Annotated in this window: 15 protein-coding genes; 14 read left to right on the top strand and 1 reads right to left on the bottom strand. The window is 44.3% G+C overall.

The genetic code is table 11. From position 1 onward, the window contains the following. Window positions 1–5: 5 nt before the first annotated feature. The 5 genes from arsB to KUV50_RS19750 all read left to right on the top strand — a co-directional run bounded on the left by arsB (window position 6) and on the right by KUV50_RS19750 (window position 2,981). Window positions 6–1,055 carry an ACR3 family arsenite efflux transporter gene (gene arsB, locus KUV50_RS10705; protein ID WP_222580138.1) on the top strand — a complete coding sequence of 350 codons (1,050 nt, stop codon included), beginning with the start codon at window positions 6–8 and terminating at the stop codon, window positions 1,053–1,055. A 106-nt stretch (window positions 1,056–1,161) separates the two neighbouring features. Then, on the top strand, window positions 1,162–1,362 hold the full coding sequence (locus KUV50_RS10700) for a hypothetical protein (protein ID WP_222580137.1): 201 nt from the start codon (window positions 1,162–1,164) through the stop codon (window positions 1,360–1,362). Window positions 1,363–1,447: 85 nt separating this feature from the next. Then, the gene (locus tag KUV50_RS10695; RefSeq protein ID WP_261395115.1) at window positions 1,448–1,909 is read left to right on the top strand and encodes a DIP1984 family protein; all 462 of its coding nucleotides are present in this window, start codon (window positions 1,448–1,450) and stop codon (window positions 1,907–1,909) included. 216 nt (window positions 1,910–2,125) lie between these two features. Further along, a complete protein-coding gene (locus KUV50_RS10690; protein WP_222580136.1) occupies window positions 2,126–2,575 on the top strand; it encodes a GNAT family N-acetyltransferase in 450 nt (149 codons plus the stop codon). Window positions 2,576–2,864: 289 nt separating this feature from the next. Next, on the top strand, window positions 2,865–2,981 hold the full coding sequence (locus KUV50_RS19750; protein ID WP_222580135.1) for a GIY-YIG nuclease family protein: 117 nt from the start codon (window positions 2,865–2,867) through the stop codon (window positions 2,979–2,981). A 293-nt stretch (window positions 2,982–3,274) separates the two neighbouring features. On the opposite strand, the gene KUV50_RS10680 is transcribed toward KUV50_RS19750, so the two are convergent. Continuing rightward, window positions 3,275–4,444, bottom strand: coding sequence for an esterase-like activity of phytase family protein (locus KUV50_RS10680; protein ID WP_222580134.1), 1,170 nt, complete (start codon window positions 4,442–4,444; stop codon window positions 3,275–3,277). Between the two features lie 263 nt (window positions 4,445–4,707). Between KUV50_RS10680 and KUV50_RS10675 the strand changes: the two genes are divergently transcribed. From KUV50_RS10675 to KUV50_RS10635, 9 genes are all read left to right on the top strand, one after another. After that, window positions 4,708–5,601: a hypothetical protein gene (locus KUV50_RS10675; protein ID WP_222580133.1), complete on the top strand. Its 894-nt coding sequence runs from the start codon at window positions 4,708–4,710 to the stop codon at window positions 5,599–5,601. A gap of 2 nt (window positions 5,602–5,603) precedes the next feature. After that, the gene (locus KUV50_RS10670) at window positions 5,604–6,467 is read left to right on the top strand and encodes a TraB/GumN family protein (protein ID WP_222580132.1); all 864 of its coding nucleotides are present in this window, start codon (window positions 5,604–5,606) and stop codon (window positions 6,465–6,467) included. Between the two features lie 26 nt (window positions 6,468–6,493). Continuing rightward, window positions 6,494–7,138, top strand: coding sequence for an alpha-ketoglutarate-dependent dioxygenase AlkB family protein (locus KUV50_RS10665; RefSeq protein ID WP_222580131.1), 645 nt, complete (start codon window positions 6,494–6,496; stop codon window positions 7,136–7,138). Between the two features lie 107 nt (window positions 7,139–7,245). Continuing rightward, window positions 7,246–8,070 (top strand): alpha/beta hydrolase, encoded by an 825-nt coding sequence (locus KUV50_RS10660; RefSeq protein WP_222580130.1) that lies wholly within the window; start codon window positions 7,246–7,248, stop codon window positions 8,068–8,070. A 237-nt stretch (window positions 8,071–8,307) separates the two neighbouring features. Continuing rightward, window positions 8,308–8,766, top strand: a complete 459-nt coding sequence (locus KUV50_RS10655) for a TspO/MBR family protein (RefSeq protein WP_222580129.1) — start codon at window positions 8,308–8,310, stop codon at window positions 8,764–8,766. 552 nt (window positions 8,767–9,318) lie between these two features. Then, complete coding sequence (locus KUV50_RS10650; RefSeq protein WP_222580128.1) at window positions 9,319–9,630, top strand: hypothetical protein; 312 nt, start codon at window positions 9,319–9,321, stop codon at window positions 9,628–9,630. A gap of 159 nt (window positions 9,631–9,789) precedes the next feature. Next, entirely contained in the window at window positions 9,790–10,575 is a 786-nt protein-coding gene (locus KUV50_RS10645; RefSeq protein WP_222580127.1) for a vanadium-dependent haloperoxidase, read from the top strand. A gap of 396 nt (window positions 10,576–10,971) precedes the next feature. After that, window positions 10,972–12,204 carry an SGNH/GDSL hydrolase family protein gene (locus KUV50_RS10640; RefSeq protein ID WP_222580126.1) on the top strand — a complete coding sequence of 411 codons (1,233 nt, stop codon included), beginning with the start codon at window positions 10,972–10,974 and terminating at the stop codon, window positions 12,202–12,204. 6 nt (window positions 12,205–12,210) lie between these two features. Beyond that, window positions 12,211–15,789, top strand: coding sequence for a PVC-type heme-binding CxxCH protein (locus tag KUV50_RS10635; RefSeq protein WP_222580125.1), 3,579 nt, complete (start codon window positions 12,211–12,213; stop codon window positions 15,787–15,789). Window positions 15,790–15,815: the final 26 nt, after the last annotated feature.

Genomic DNA, 15,815 nt, shown 5'->3' with positions numbered 1-15,815 from the left:
TAAATATGGGTTCAAAGAAACTCAGCTTCCTCAACACGTATTTAACCCTATGGATATTCATCGCTATGATTTTGGGCGTAGGGATTGGGTATTATTTCCCATCCTTTCCCAATATCATCGATTCATTCAGCAGCGGAACAACGAACATCCCGATAGCCATTGGATTGATTTTAATGATGTATCCGCCGTTGGCGAAAGTCAATTACGCCCTTTTGCCGAAAGTGTTTAAGAACACCAAAATTCTTTCCACATCGATTATTTTAAACTGGATCATTGGTCCCGTTCTTATGTTCTTTCTGGCCATTACATTTTTACGTGATTATCCGGAATATATGGTCGGTGTGATCTTAATCGGCCTGGCGCGTTGTATTGCGATGGTATTGGTTTGGAACGATCTGGCAGAGGGTGATAGCGAATATGGGGCAGGTTTGGTGGCTTTGAACAGTGTTTTCCAGGTCTTTGCATATAGTTTTTATGCCTGGATCTTCATCACTATTCTCCCGCCGTATTTCGGATTTGAAGGAGCGATTGTTGACATCTCCATTGGCACGGTCGCAGAAAGTGTGGCTATTTATTTAGGATTACCGTTCCTAATGGGAATTTTAAGCCGGGTAATTTTGATCAGGTTAAAAGGAGAGAAGTGGTATATTGAGAAATTTATTCCCACCATTTCACCGATCACTTTAATTGCTTTGTTGTTTACCATTGTGGTCATGTTCTCGCTGAAGGGAGAATTAATTGTTGAAATACCATTGGATGTTTTAATTATCGCGGTTCCGTTGATTATTTATTTTAGCTTAATGTTCATGATCAGCTTCTTTTTAACCAAAGCCATGGGCGCTTCATACAAAGAAAATGCGGCCGTTTCATTTACAGCGGCAGGGAATAACTTTGAATTGGCAATTGCCGTGGCTATAGCCGTTTTTGGATTAAATTCTGGGCAGGCATTTGCAGGCGTCATTGGTCCCTTAGTTGAGGTCCCGGTGCTCATTCTTTTGGTTCGGGTGTCTTTTTGGTTGAAGAGCAAGTATTATGGCACTAATAGTATTAACTGATTGCTTGAAAATCCCGTGGGTCTCATTGCACAAACGGTAATTCAGGGAACGGAAGAAATACTAAATTTAAAGTATTGGGATATTGGGCCACAATAGTAAATCTTATATGTCTGAATTAAAGAATGGGGTAATTCCCTTTTCTTTGAAAGACCTAATTGTGATCAGCAAACTACTCAAAATCGAACTTGACAAGCTGATTCTAACGCAAATACCGGACGACGATAAGGTGAAAATAGAACAATCTGTAAAAAAGTTAAACAAGCCGAAGCTTAAATTGGACAAAGAAGGGTTTACCTTTGGGCAATAGTAAATACCCGTTAAAAAACCATTGTTTTTTTCCAAAATTCAAACTTTTAAGCTATCACCTCGTTTCCATTTAAAATCAACCAGACATGGCCGACAAAAGAATGAAACTTGCCGAAGGGCTCTTGTTAAGAGCAGACCTGATGAAGAAGATCGAACATCTGCAACACAGAATCCGGCCGGTGCTTATTGTCTCCGACGACAAAAAACCGCAGGAGGACCCCGATAAAATACTGGCCCAACTAAGGAAGACCATCCAGGATCTGGAATCCCTGGTGATCCGGATCAACAAAACAAATAACGAGACCAGCATTGATGGAGAAGGGACACTCATGGAGGCTCTGGCTAAAAGGGATGCTTTGAAAATGCTTTCGGAACGATTGCGCAACATCCGGTATGCAGCACAAGTAGATAATAGTGGTGATGCCAACCTAAAAACCACGATTGATATCAAAAAGCTGCAAAGCGAAATAGATCAAACGGGACGTGCATTCCGGGAAATTGACAGTAAGATACAGGAAAAAAACTGGCTCACAGAGCTCAAAGATTAAGCCGCGAGGCGGAATGGCCGGGGCGAGTACCAGCCCTTTTTTATGGTGGGAGTTTTCGGGGCAAATGTAAAACTCTACCGTATGGAGCTGCTTGGGTTGCGGCAAAAACGTATTGTTTAGGACCCAGTACTGCTTACATAGTACAACAGTATATTTTAAAACGTACGACCAGGTACTGACCGGCCATTTTTTATTGTGGATCACTCCCCTCCGCCTATGATCGATTATAAACGAACTTCCTCGAAAAACCCCGATTTCAATAAACTTGTAGAGTTATTAAATTCCGATCTTGCCCATCGGGATGGTGCGGACCATCCGCTGGCTCAGTTTAATGCCATTGATGAGACACTACATGTCGTATTGGCGTATAAAAACGACAAACCCATCGCTTGCGGCGCCATATCAGAATATGACTCGACAACCATAGAAATTAAGCGGATGTATGTCCATCCTGAAGCTCGAGGACAAGGTATTGCTGCTCATATTTTAACTGAATTGGAGAGCTGGGCACAAGAGAAGGGCAAAGACCGAACCATTCTGTTCATGGGTATTAACCAGCCAGAAGCCCGCCGGCTTTATGAAAGAAACGGCTATCGACCCATAGAAAAGTATGGCCGACTAAAGGATATCCCGGATAGTCTGTGCTTCACCAAGTCGATTTCATAAGACTGGTCCACCACCCACTTCCTCTTTTCAAAATCATTTGTATCTTGTAACCAACAATCGACGCACGGATTGTCATCCCCCACGTCTCTGCGGACTTGAACCGCAGTCTCAGTAGTGCACCAAATCATAAATACCAAACACTATTGATGGCTTCTTTTTTACCATATCTTCATCATCCAAATCCTTATTTAGCTGTGGCTATATGCGGTTTGGCTTCTTCAATATGTCAAAAAATAATCGCTTCAATAGTATCTTTTACTTATGATTCAGCGCACTAGAATCAGAGCGTATGCTAAAAGGAGGATACATTTATTTTTTGACCAACAAGTACAACAAGGTGCTTTACACTGGCGTAACCAATGACCTGCGGCGTAGAGTGGCAAAAATCAATAAAGGGTTTACATAGAGGTACAATTGTAACAAACTGGTTTATTTTGAAGTCTATGATTCGATCGTTGATGCGATCAGACGGGAGAAGCAACTAAAAAATTGGAAGAGAGCCTGGAAGGATGATTTGATAAATAGTACCAATCCTCTATGGAAGGAGTTGAGTATGGAAATCGGGGTGGATGATGCATTTATTCAGGAAGTGAAGAAGCATTATTGCGGATCAAGTCCGCAATGACTGAAAGGATCAAGTCAAAAAAATTAAAAATGGCAAGAACGAAATCCACCTGGCCATGCCTTACTGCATTTCCCCTATTCCCCAACCACCTCCATCAGGATCACCTGATTCATTTGCTTCATCAGCGTATTGAAGTTGTTATCAGCTATCAATACCAGGGTCCGGTTTCCATTGGGCAGGGTGGGGCCAAAGGTCATCCCTTCGAGATTGTCCACCGACCGGTTCGTCAGCTCCTTTCGGATGCTGTTAAAATCAAATAGCAGGCTTTTATTGGCCAGAGTCACCGTGCTGGGCTTTACCTCCTTTAACCGATTTACTTCCAGTGTGGAATCCGCCTCCCGGCCATCCGCCAGATACAGCAAGACCCGAAAACCGTGTCGGCCATAGCCCGCTGAAAACCCCCGTTCCAACACAAGAAACCGTTCTTCCTCATATTCTTCAATGGCCGTTACCCCGTTCATCCCAAACGGAAGCAATGGTATTTTCCGGACCCGGTCCAGGTCATAAGCGAATTGACGTTCCGGCTTTTTGGTGCTCCGATCCAATCGGGTAAACCGGATCGGAGCATGTTTTTCAAATATTCCTGGCTCAGGTCCATCTCCCTTAAGGGGCAATTCATTGGCAACCCAAATGCCCTTGCCATCCACACTTTCACACAAACCCTCAAAAACGCTGTTGTTTCGGGGACCGGAGGCATGGGACGACAGAAAGTAAGCTGGTAAATCATACAGCTCTTGCACCTGCCCGTTTCTGTCCAGCTCTGCCACAAAAGGATCGCGACCCCTATTAATCGAACCTTCACTGCTCAGGGTAAATCGCTTTTCATCCGGATGGTAGATTACACCTTCCGAATCGAAAACCAGTTGGGTCGATTCGGTGTCCACCGGAATGACCTCTAAGAACTGCAGCGTATCGATCTTGCTGTTTTTGATATCGAGGGAAAACCGGTAAATCCGGGGGGCCGAAGGAAGATCACAAACCGTGTAAAAAAATTCACCGTCATAGTCCAGATCCGACAAGCCGCCGACTAAGGTGCCCGATACATGAAAGTCTGCCGGGATAATATATTCATCGAGAAAACGAATTTTTAGCGAAGCCTGCGGATTCACTCTCGCCACTGCACAGCCACCCAACAGAAAAACAATTAAAGTCCATGTGAAAACCTGGAGAGACAAGAGCAAAGAACCATGGTCTATTTTGGTATTAACATTCTGAATAGAAAGAGGTCTTCTTAGAAGTCTCATCTTGTGTTTTATGATACAGTTTTATACTTTTCAAATATATCCATGATTATGATCATATCCCAAAATATGAGAATAGATAAAATACACATATTGTTTTTTATACGATTATCGTATATTTATTTTGCAAATTGATGTATTGTTAATTTAAAATGCATGCTCTTTATAAATACACCACAGATGACGCGGGCTGAACTCATAGTCACGGATCAATACTCAGCTAAATCAGCGCTCTCTATGGAATCGGATGATCTAAAGCAAACATTATGAAATACCATTTCTTTTTTTTGGGTGCCATATTCATGTTGCTGTCATCTGTAGTACATGCCCATCCGACTGGAAATATGATCGCAGTGGGTGAACATGTCTTGTGGTCGTACATCAATCCCATCGATGACCTCGAGCATCACGCCTGTGTCATGATTTGGAACAAAACCTCCGACCCGAAAGTATTTATGCAATCCAGGCATCCGGCAAGTGACTTTATGCTTTCTCACGACCAGGACGACATTTACATCATAGAAAGACGCCGTGTGACCAGCAGCCAGCGTTTTGAGGTCCGGATACTAAAAACAACCGTAAAAGGCAATTTTAAAGTCATTTGGGATTGGTTCACTGATGAATGGAGAATCGGAGAGGGTGGATTTATGATGAATTCTGATGATGAAATTATTTTTTGTCGATACCCGGATTTGTTGCGTATGAAAAAGGGTGAAAAACCAGTACAACACCTCAATATCAAGCAACCTATAAAACGAATGAGAGCCGTGGAACACAACCAAATCCTTTTAATGGGAGATCAGGACTGCTTTTTAATCGGTCAAAACGGAACGCTTAAAAATCAATGGGACGATGTAATTGACGCCACCGTGGTCAATGCCCCCTTGGATCGCAACCAGTTCTTTGATGCGGATTATAAAAACGGAGCATTATTACTGGCTTATTGGGGCAACAGGTCTTTTGAGCTGATTGATACACACGGAGAACAAAAAACTATCGTCAAGCAAACCGACCCGCTGACCCCTCATTGGGTCGCATTTTGGGAAGATGCCGTACTCCTCTTTTCATCTAAACTTGTATGGGACGGCAGTACTCCCAAACCTTATCTAATCCTTTTTAATAACCAAAACCACTATGATGTGATTTGGGAAGAACCATAACTATGATTATAAAAACAGGCTTTTTCATTCTACTTCTTTCAATCCAGGTTGTCCTAGCTCAACCAGACACCTTCCAGACGGTATTTTTTAAAGTAACCCGGGCTCATGAACCTCAAACATCCTACTTATTTGGCACCCACCATGCCTTTGGCAAATCATTTTTCGATTCTCTGAGTGACGTCCGCCAATCCCTGATGTCGTGTGATGTCCTGATCAAGGAAAATCTGAATATCCCCGGACAAACAACAGAAGACATCATCAACCGGAGAACAACCACGACCCGGTGGAATAAATACCTGAATAAAACAGATCTGGCTTTCATCGAAACCCTGTTTGCTTCCAGTCCGACCGACTTTCACAAAATGACACCCACGGAAATGTACGTTTTCCTGAACAGATACTTCAAACAACAATTCTGTCTGCCCCGGGATTCCACCGACACCTCACTGTCACTGGATGATTACATCGGTTCGATAGCCAAGCAGGGAAAGCTGAACCTGATCGGCCTGGAAACCACGGAAGAACAAATAGATCTTATTAACAAAGATGTGGAAGGGATGCCGCGAAAAGTGCACAAAAAACGACTTGCAGGGGTGATCAATATCATCAGATCCGGAAACACAGAACACTGCGAGCAAACGGCCTGGTACAGGAATATGAATATGGACTACCAACTTGACGCTCCATGCCAGAATGCATTGATATTGACCGGCCGGAACGACCGATGGATGAAGAAAATAGCGTCATCTATAGGATCCAACAGCTGTTTTATCGCGGTCGGGCTAAGTCATCTGATGTATGAGTGCGGCTTGATCAGCCAACTACAGGGAAAGGGGTACACCATCACACCTGTCATGATAAAATAGAATTTATTAATTTCACTTTTAAACAGATGGATCTATTTCATACAACGCCGGACCCCACCCTCAATTTGCTCCCCAAAGACGGCAAGGCATTTTATTACGGTTCTATTCTGGATCAAGATCAAGCCGACTACTACCTCCACGAATTGATGACGAATATCGAATGGCGGCATGATCAGCTTAAAATGTTTGGTCGCACCATCACTACGAAACGAAAAGTCGCATGGTACGGTGATTCCCCTTTTGAATACACATATTCCCATTCTTCCAAACAGGCATTACCCTGGACGAGAGAGCTGTTGGAATTAAAAACATTGTTGGAAAAAACATCGGGTGAATGTTACAATTCCTGCTTGCTCAACCTCTACCATGATGGCAGTGAAGGAATGGGCTGGCACAGTGATGATGAAAAAGAATTGAAAAAAAACGGCGCAATCGCGTCTCTGAGCCTGGGAGCAGATCGAAAATTTATTTTCAGACACAAGAAAACCAAAGAGAAAGTAGACTTATTTCTGCACGACGGAAGCTTATTGGTCATGAAAGGCACCACCCAAACGCATTGGCAGCATCGACTCCCGCCCACACGTCGGGTCCTGGAACCCCGGATCAATCTTACCTTCCGCACGATTGACACAGTTCAGGGGGCATCACCTGCTAAATCTCCAGTCAATTAGAATAACCCGATAAGATTTTGGATATTTAAAACCGGAATAAACGCTGGTCTCACCACCGGATCTTATCCATTCAAAAGATATTACATTGTTTTAAAACCAATTCAGCTATGCGACTGATTCTAACATTCATTCTATTCATTGGACTAAGTCATACGGGGAGCACCCAGGAGGTCCATTATGAGATCCAAAAAAATATTCCCTACTACAGTGATTCGATGAATCAATCGGATCCATACATCATGGAGCGGTGTGTACTGGATGTGTATTATCCGAGCACCCTAGATAATTACCCCACGGTGGTGTGGTTTCATGGCGGAGGATTAACTGCGGGTAAAAAGAGTATTCCCCGGGAATTGCAAGAAAAAGGTATTGGTGTGGTAGCGGTCAATTATCGATTGCATCCCAGGGTAAAGGCACCGAAATACATAGAAGATGCTGCCGCTGCTGTGAGCTGGGTTTTCAACAACATTGATGAATACGGTGGTGATTCTACATTGATTTTTGTATCCGGCGCGTCTGCTGGCGGCTATTTGACCAGTATGATCGGACTGGACAAATCCTGGTTGGCAAAACATCACATCGATGCCAATAGAATTGCCGGTCTGATCCCGTTGAGCGGTCATACGATTACACATTTTACAATCCGGAAAGAACGGGGCATACCGGGCACCCAGCCCGTCGTGGACCATCTGGCTCCACTGTATCATGTCCGTGCGGATGCGCCTCCCTTACTTTTAATCACCGGTGACCGGGAGCTGGAGATGCTCGGTCGGTATGAGGAAAACGCCTACCTGATGCGGATGATGAAAATCGCCGGCCATACGGAGACCACGCTCTACGAACTGGAAGGCTATGGCCACAGTGCGGACTTACCTGTTTATCCATTATTGCTGAAAGAAATTCAAAGAATTATGGAAGATAAAAATGATTGATCCAGACCGACTAAATAGATTTGGTCTCGGTGTAATAATTTGATCTACGGATAAACTTTCAATTGGTTTAAAGCACTTTTGACCTGACATCATGAAGACTTATTGATGGCACGGCAAGGGAAAAATGACCAAATCCTTTATTGAACTGTCTATGGTCCTGATTAGTATACACCGTGGTCCGAACTCCACATAAAACGTTGAGAAAATAAATATTTTTTCTTATTATTATACCAAAACATGATCTACCCCTTAATCCTATTCCTAGTGATCAATTTTGGCGGATTGGCCATCGGAAGTTATTTTACGAGAAGAGGCGTTCCTTCCGATTGGTATCAAAATTTAAACAAAGCACTGTGGACCCCACCGGGCTGGGTCTTCGGCTTTGCGTGGTCCACTATTATGATTTGCTTCAGTATTTACCTGGCTTACTTGTGGCCCATCACTGAAGATAAATCCTTGTTCGTCACTTTATTCATCGTGCAATGGGTCTTCAACGTGTCTTGGAACCCGACTTTTTTTTATTATCACCATGTCGTCACTGGCTTGATCATAATCTCATTACTGACTCTACTTGTGGCTTTCTTTCTACTCTACTACTGGCCGGACCTGCAATTTAAATCCTTGTTGATATTACCCTACCTGATCTGGTTATTGATTGCGACCTCTTTAAATGGGTACGTCTGCATGCATAATTGATGTGATTGTTTCCAAATATTCAGGCAGAAGTTTTGCCAAACATAACGTGTCCTACATTAATACTGCACAGCGAGAACGACAAATCAGTCTCCATTACAATGGGGCACTATGCATCAAGAGAAATTAAAAATTCAACACTAAAAACCTACCATAATAAGTGGGGACATTTGCTATGGGTAGGTGAAGACAGCACCTATCCAAAACAGGATCTACGGGCTTTCTTAAACAAAAACAGCTCTTGAGGATCCATTAAAATTATTGCTAACATACTGTTCTATTCTATCCAGGGTGCATCTCCCGGGCTATAATCGAACACATCCTTCCTCATAACAGTCGGATCCAGATGTAACGAAAATCCTGTTTTCAGGATGGTATCAATCAATAATCAGGGAACCTCTTTTTATTGGATTGGGTTAATTTAATAAGTGAAAAAGTGAAATAGCATTTTGAACAGTCGATTATATAGTATAACAAGTCCGAACAATATGTACTTTGCAAATCTCCTGACGCGCGACACATCCCCTCCGATCGACTTGGTTAAAATCTCGAATTATGAAAAAGATATTTCACCCGAAGCTATGGATGTTATTAATCACATTGTCAATGGGTTGTGTATTATGGTCTTGCCACTCCAATAAAACACTGCCACAAAATTATGGCCCAGACGCTGTCCTAAGCTGGAATGAATTAATCATGAAGCTTGCCGTTGAAAAGGACGCTTTATTGACCCTTAACGGGGTTCGAACAGAAGCTTTGGCGCATACGGCCATGCACAATGCGCTGAACGCAATTACACCTGTTTATGAGATGTATGCATACCAGGGCAACCAGTTCCATGCAGATCCCGTGGCAGCAGTCAGCTAGGCTGCGTACGAAGTAGCAAAGTCTTGCTTTACGGAAAATTTGACTCTACTCAAGCAGCATCATGATCGTTTTCTTTCCCAGGTACCAGATGGACGTTCCAAAGATTTAGGAATTCAATTGGGTAAAGAAACAGCTAGCAAAATATTGGAGTTACGCAACATGGACAATTGGAATGCGGAAGCAGAGTATACCTCGCATCCAATGGCCCCGGGTGTTTATGCTGAATTTAAAGAACATTCTGGAACTCCGCACGGCTTTATATTTGGAGCCGGATGGGCCAAAGCCAAACCATTCTTGCTTACCTCGCCAGATCAGTTTCGAGCACCACCTCCTCCGGACATAAGTAGTGTGGATTACGCCAAGTCATTTAATGAAGTAAAAGAATGTGGTAGCACAAACAGTACAGTAAGAACAGAAGACCAGACCCACGAAGCCATGTGGTGGAAGGACTTCGTCGAAAATTCCCACAATCGGCTAGCCAGATCACTCATTCTTCAGGAGAAGCTCAATTTATGGGAAGCAGCAAGAACTATGGCTCTTTTAAACATGACCATTTTCGATGCATACGTAAATGTGTTCGACAACAAGTTTTACTACAATCATTGGCGGCCATATACCGCTATAAGGTGGGCAGCTAACGATGGAAACCCGGAGACCATGGAAGATAAAGAATGGAATAATCTGCACAAGCATACCTATGCGTTTCCATCCTATCCATCAGCACATGGATCCGCCAGTTCAGCTGCAATGCGGGTCTTATCTCATACACTGGGGACGGGAGATCAGTATACTTTTACAATGACTACAGAGGAAGTAGATATTGCGGGGCCTTTTTTCCAGAAAGATAAAAATGGATCCTCCCACCCGTACCTTCAACTCCTTTACCGAAGCTGGACTGGAAGCCAGTCTCTCCAGACTCTATTTAGGAATACATTTCAGATATGATTCAGAAGAAGGTCATCGACTGGGAAATGCCATTGGAGATTATGCGAATAAAAATTTTCTAACTAAAACAAGACCTCGTGAAGATTAGGTATTGCTGGGCCCCTATATTATTTTGGGCCCATCAAATCCCGTTTTATTGATAAAGCTTCGTTCCTTTATATTCAATAAACTACGTGCCACAATTTAATCTCAATCGCAGCACCTTCTTCAGTTTCCTTAAAATATATAACCTCACATAACTCGTCACTTAAAACTTTTACTATTGCCGGGACGAAATAATTGATTACGCTTCCAATACAATAGGCATTCAATTATCAAAACACAATTTTTCTCTTTTCTACTTGGCACATCTGAAGAAGATTTTAACTTTAGGGTCCAAATCGATAATATATTCTCATGAGAACCTTCAATTTCCTTACCATTTGCGGTTTAATATTGATCACCCTTACAGGATTGATGAACCATTTGGAGGCCCAATCGATCCGCACGGACGATCAGGATATCCAACCACTGGATTTGAAGGAAGGAAGCCGCATCACTTTTGTGGGAAACTCATTGTTTGAGCAAGCGCAGCCTTATGGCATTCAAGAATTTATGTTGCTCAGTGCCTGGCCTGACAAAAGATTGACATTCCGAAACCTGGGCTGGTCCGGAGATACCGCGGAAGGAAGTGCACGGAGTTATATTTCCACGCCGCCTCAACCCTATGATCTGTTGATCCAACAAATTCTGGCCACCGCTCCCGATGTGGTCGTGATCGCTTATGGAGGTATGGAAGCATACGAAGGCTTAAATGGCCTGAAAAAATTTGAGGACAATTTGATTCGACTCATAGACACCATCCATAGCATGGAAGCTCAACCCGTGTTGGTGACACCCATTCCTCAGATTCCCATAGAGAAGATTAATGTAAATGTGAAGGAACGAAACGACAACCTCGCATTGTACACCCAAAAGATAAAAGAAATAGCCCACAAAAAGGACTTGCTCGTTGCGGACTTATTTAACAATTTTCAGCAAATAGGTCAGACCGCTTATACAGAAAACGGCATCCACCTGAATGAATCGGGCTATTATCAGGCAGGAAAAATGCTTCTCAGCAGCCTGGGCCACAAAGATCCGGTCTGGAACATCGATGTGAATAGTAAAACCAATGAAATCAACGCCTCCGGCGATCTAAAAATCACGGACCCCGGGATCAATCGAAAGGGCTTGGAATTTACGGTACATGACAAGCATCTGCCACATCCCGGTCACATCAAAACCCAATCTGGAAGAACTCTGGTCATCCAGGGGCTCCATAAAGGGGTCTATACACTTCTTGTTGATCAGCAAAACATTGTAAGTGCGACGGCCAAAGCATGGGCAAACGGTGTTCAAATTACCCAAGGGCCCGCTTTTGACAAAGCCCGGCAAATCCGGGAAAAGCTTATCCAGATCAATGATTTGTATTTCCAGGCGTACCGCCCACTCAACCGAACCTATTTGGTGGGTATGCGCCTGCACGAACAAGAACAAAACGCCTACGAATTGGAAGTGAATAATTTATTTATAAATCGCCTAGAAGACCAAATAGCTCTTTTACTGAATCAGGATCCCAACCATTACCAGCTGAAGCGCATAAAATAAAAGATCATGAATCGCCTTACCTATTTTTTTAATCAGAAAACAAAAGCACCCTGTCCCGACAGTAGCTTACCTTCTTCGTTGCACGGGAGTCGACTAATCAAAAGAGAATCTGCATTCCCTTTAGCAAACCAATCGGAATGTAGAAGAAACACTTTCATTCTCCGAATCATTGTCGTTTTACTAGTTTCATGGACCGGTCAGTTGCTGCATGGTCAAGACAATCTACGAAGTATTCCGAATACTGATCCCGAATACCAATTGAGTACCTTAAAACCGGCAGAAGGGTTTGATGTTAATCTTTTTGCTGCTGAACCGATGGTGGAAAAGCCCATTCAGATGAACTGGGATGAAAAAGGTCGATTGTGGGTGGTCGGTACGAATCAATACCCGCAGCCCAAACCGGGTGAATTGCCCACTGGTAAAGTTTTCATCCTCGAAGACACCACCGGTGATGGTCAGGCGGATCAATCTACGCTGTTTGCGGACGATCTGCTGGTACCCACTGCTATTCTTCCTGGAGACGGCGGAGTGTATGTAGCCAATTCCACAGAGGTACTCCATCTCAAAGACACGAATGGAGATGGAAAAGCAGATGAACGAAAAGTGCTTTTGTCCGGTTTCGGGACCGGCGATACCCACCACCTTATCCACACCTTTCGCTGGGGACCGGACGGCAGCCTGTATTTCAATCAATCCATATACATTTACAGTCATGTAGAAACCCCTCACGGACTCCGGACACTGGAAGGCGGCGGAGTCTGGCGTTTTCGCCCACAGACCATGGAGCTGGATGTTTTTGCATATGGACTGGTCAACCCGTGGGGATTGGAATTCAATAAATGGGGCCAGTCCTTCCTCACTGACGGCGCGGGGTCCGAAGGCATTAACTATGGTTTCCAAGGGGCCACTTTTCTTACAGCACCAGGAGCTGAACGCATTCTTCACGGGCTCAATCCCGGTCAGCCCAAGCACAGCGGTTTGGACATTGTTTCGGGCCGACATCTTCCGGAAGCATGGTCCGGAGATATGATCACGAACGATTTCAGAGCAAACCGGATTAATCGGTTTTCACTGGATAGGTTGGGTAGTGGGTATGTCTCCACGCAGGAGGAAGATATTTTGTATTCAGACAATGTAGCGTTTCGACCCGTGGATATTTCTGTGGGTCCGGATGGAGCGATCTATGTAGCTGATTGGTACAATCCAATCATCCAGCACGGTGAGGTCGATTTCCGGGATCCACGCCGCGATCACGAAAATGGTCGCATATGGCGAATCACTCGCAAAGGCCATCCCCTCGTCAAGATCCCTGACTTATATGGGGTCGACAATACCGCTTTGTTGGACCATCTGAAATCTCCAGAAGCATGGACGAGAAACCAGGCCAAGCGTGTATTGAAGGAAAGGGGTGCTAAAGAAGTACTCAAAGACCTGGATCGGTGGACCTCCGCCCTGGATGTGTCCGACGCCATTTATGAACGGCTGCTGCTGGAGGCTTTTTGGGTGTACCAATCGCTGAACGAAACGAACAATGCCGTCCTAAAAAAACTGCTCGACGCCACGAACCCCATGGTTCGGGCTGCCGGCGTACGCGCCTTGTTTTTTGATTTTCATAAATACCCGGGCGCAAACCTGTATTTGAAAAAAATGATCAAGGATAGCGATCCGCTGGTCCGCTTGGAAGCTGTTATAGCATTACGTAAATCCGCCGCACCCAAAGCCGCAGCCACTGCCACTATGGCCCTGGAGCAGGCCATGGATCAATACTTGGATTTTGCCCTATGGCAAACCATCCGGAAACTGGAACCCATCTGGATGAAGGAATATGAAAAAGATAATTCTTATTTTGACAGCGATCCAAAAACGGTTTTTGCACTGAAATCCGTCACAAATCCTGGTGCTGTAAAAGAGCTTTTGGATCTTTACGTGAACCATCGAGTCTCCGAAGAAAATCGTCAGGCCGTATACACCTCGGTATCCAAATATGGAACTCCGGAAGAACTATCCTTGTTACTTGATAGGGCGCTAAATCAAAAAAACGAGTACCGGGAGGCCTATTTGCAGGTCTTGATTACTGCTATGCAACAACGAGCTTTAAAGCCAGAAGTTGATCTTTCAGTCATTCACACCTTGTTCGACGACCGCAATGAATCCATTGCCAGAAAAGCGATTACGTTAGCCAGTTTGTGGAAATTAGAAAGTTTTACAGACGAATACAAACAGTGGGCAGAAGATGATGATCCATCCAATCGATCGACTGGATTAACTGCACTCGCCAATCTGGGCGACGCCAGGAGCAAGGAAATACTTATAGTTTTTACCCGACCGGAAAGTCCAATGGAACTTCGACTGAGTGCTATCGAAAAACTGGTATCGTTGGATGCCCATAAAGCAGCGGAAAGTGCCTGGAATCTGATGAGCGACTCAGCGAACAAAGATCATATTACACAGCTATTTTCTGCTTTTTTTGGTAATAATTTGGGCCCGGACGCTTTAAAAAATGTCCTGAATGATAAAGAAATCCCCAAACTGGTAGCACAGACCGGTATGGAGCAAATTAATCGCATGTCCGACCGAAAGAAAAATCAGGATGAAATCATCGCACTCCGGGGCATCCTGCAGACCACAGATATCGAAATTCAAAAACCCACCATGCCTCAAAAGCTCTGCAACTGGGACAAAGATCGTCTGGAGCTCGACATCAAAGCATCCGGTGATCCGGTGAAAGGAGAGTTGATCTATCGTGACTTGAATTGCATGTCCTGCCATGCTATTGGTGGAGCGGGTGGAAAGATTGGTACCGACCTAAGTAGCCTAGGCGCCAATGCCCCCGTCGACTATATCATCAGCAGCATTCTCACTCCGGGTGCTGAGATCAAAGATGGTTATGAATTAAATCAAGTTGTCCGAAAGAACGGGAATGTGGTTATGGGCTATATGGTTCGGGAGACTGATTCAGAGGTGGTTTTGAGGGATGTCACTGGTCAGCAAATCACCATCCCTAAGTTCCAGATTGATACCCACCAAAACATTCCGGGTTCTTTGATGCCGCCGGGCCTCACCAGTGGTCTAACCCGGGATGAGTTTATCGACCTGGTTGGCTTCTTGTCGGAGATCGGCAAACCCGGTGAATTCAGAGTACCTTCAAAACATTATATACGTTATTGGAAGGTTCTTGATGCCAGTGAGGAGGACATTCAGTTGATCGAAGAGAAAGGGATTTCGGTAGTCGTGGAAAATCCCGAATCCTACTTTTGGAGCACAACGTATAGCACCGTTTCTGGTCAGCTACCTGAGGTAGCACCGCTTAGATTCGACAATATGGACGCTCAGATCATCCGGTTCCCTATCGAGGTACTTCGGACGGGCAGCATTTCTCTGAAATTTAATCCCGCAGGAGTATCCGCCTATTGGAATGCAAAAAATGTACCTTTAGCAAAAGATGGTTTGCAAATGGATATGAAGAATGGTATTCACGAAATCATCCTGGTCCGGGAAAATTTTGATTCCACCGAAGAATTTAGTGTAGAAATTTTAGATCGGGAAGATGGTTTGGGCAGAGCCCGGCCGGTTCATTCCGATTGATGGGCTTCGTCGTGAAGCCAAGCCAA

The organism is Membranihabitans marinus, assembly GCF_019802045.1.
Classification (GTDB): domain Bacteria; phylum Bacteroidota; class Bacteroidia; order Chitinophagales; family Saprospiraceae; genus Membranihabitans; species Membranihabitans marinus_A.
This window is presented reverse-complemented; position numbering and strand designations above follow the sequence as displayed.

What these genes read in the sequence shown, in the direction of transcription:
- KUV50_RS10670 (WP_222580132.1), top strand. Translation starts at nt 5,604, where the DNA reads ATGATTATAAAAACAGGCTTTTTCATTCTACTTCTTTCAATCCAGGTT.
- KUV50_RS10690 (WP_222580136.1), top strand. Translation starts at nt 2,126, where the DNA reads ATGATCGATTATAAACGAACTTCCTCGAAAAACCCCGATTTCAATAAA.
- KUV50_RS10660 (WP_222580130.1), top strand. Translation starts at nt 7,246, where the DNA reads ATGCGACTGATTCTAACATTCATTCTATTCATTGGACTAAGTCATACG.
- KUV50_RS19750 (WP_222580135.1), top strand. Translation starts at nt 2,865, where the DNA reads ATGCTAAAAGGAGGATACATTTATTTTTTGACCAACAAGTACAACAAG.
- KUV50_RS10645 (WP_222580127.1), top strand. Translation starts at nt 9,790, where the DNA reads ATGGACAATTGGAATGCGGAAGCAGAGTATACCTCGCATCCAATGGCC.
- KUV50_RS10665 (WP_222580131.1), top strand. Translation starts at nt 6,494, where the DNA reads ATGGATCTATTTCATACAACGCCGGACCCCACCCTCAATTTGCTCCCC.
- KUV50_RS10695 (WP_261395115.1), top strand. Translation starts at nt 1,448, where the DNA reads ATGGCCGACAAAAGAATGAAACTTGCCGAAGGGCTCTTGTTAAGAGCA.
- KUV50_RS10650 (WP_222580128.1), top strand. Translation starts at nt 9,319, where the DNA reads ATGAAAAAGATATTTCACCCGAAGCTATGGATGTTATTAATCACATTG.
- KUV50_RS10680 (WP_222580134.1), bottom strand. Translation starts at nt 4,444, where the DNA reads ATGAGACTTCTAAGAAGACCTCTTTCTATTCAGAATGTTAATACCAAA.
- KUV50_RS10640 (WP_222580126.1), top strand. Translation starts at nt 10,972, where the DNA reads ATGAGAACCTTCAATTTCCTTACCATTTGCGGTTTAATATTGATCACC.
- KUV50_RS10655 (WP_222580129.1), top strand. Translation starts at nt 8,308, where the DNA reads ATGATCTACCCCTTAATCCTATTCCTAGTGATCAATTTTGGCGGATTG.
- KUV50_RS10635 (WP_222580125.1), top strand. Translation starts at nt 12,211, where the DNA reads ATGAATCGCCTTACCTATTTTTTTAATCAGAAAACAAAAGCACCCTGT.
- KUV50_RS10700 (WP_222580137.1), top strand. Translation starts at nt 1,162, where the DNA reads ATGTCTGAATTAAAGAATGGGGTAATTCCCTTTTCTTTGAAAGACCTA.
- KUV50_RS10675 (WP_222580133.1), top strand. Translation starts at nt 4,708, where the DNA reads ATGAAATACCATTTCTTTTTTTTGGGTGCCATATTCATGTTGCTGTCA.
- arsB (WP_222580138.1), top strand. Translation starts at nt 6, where the DNA reads ATGGGTTCAAAGAAACTCAGCTTCCTCAACACGTATTTAACCCTATGG.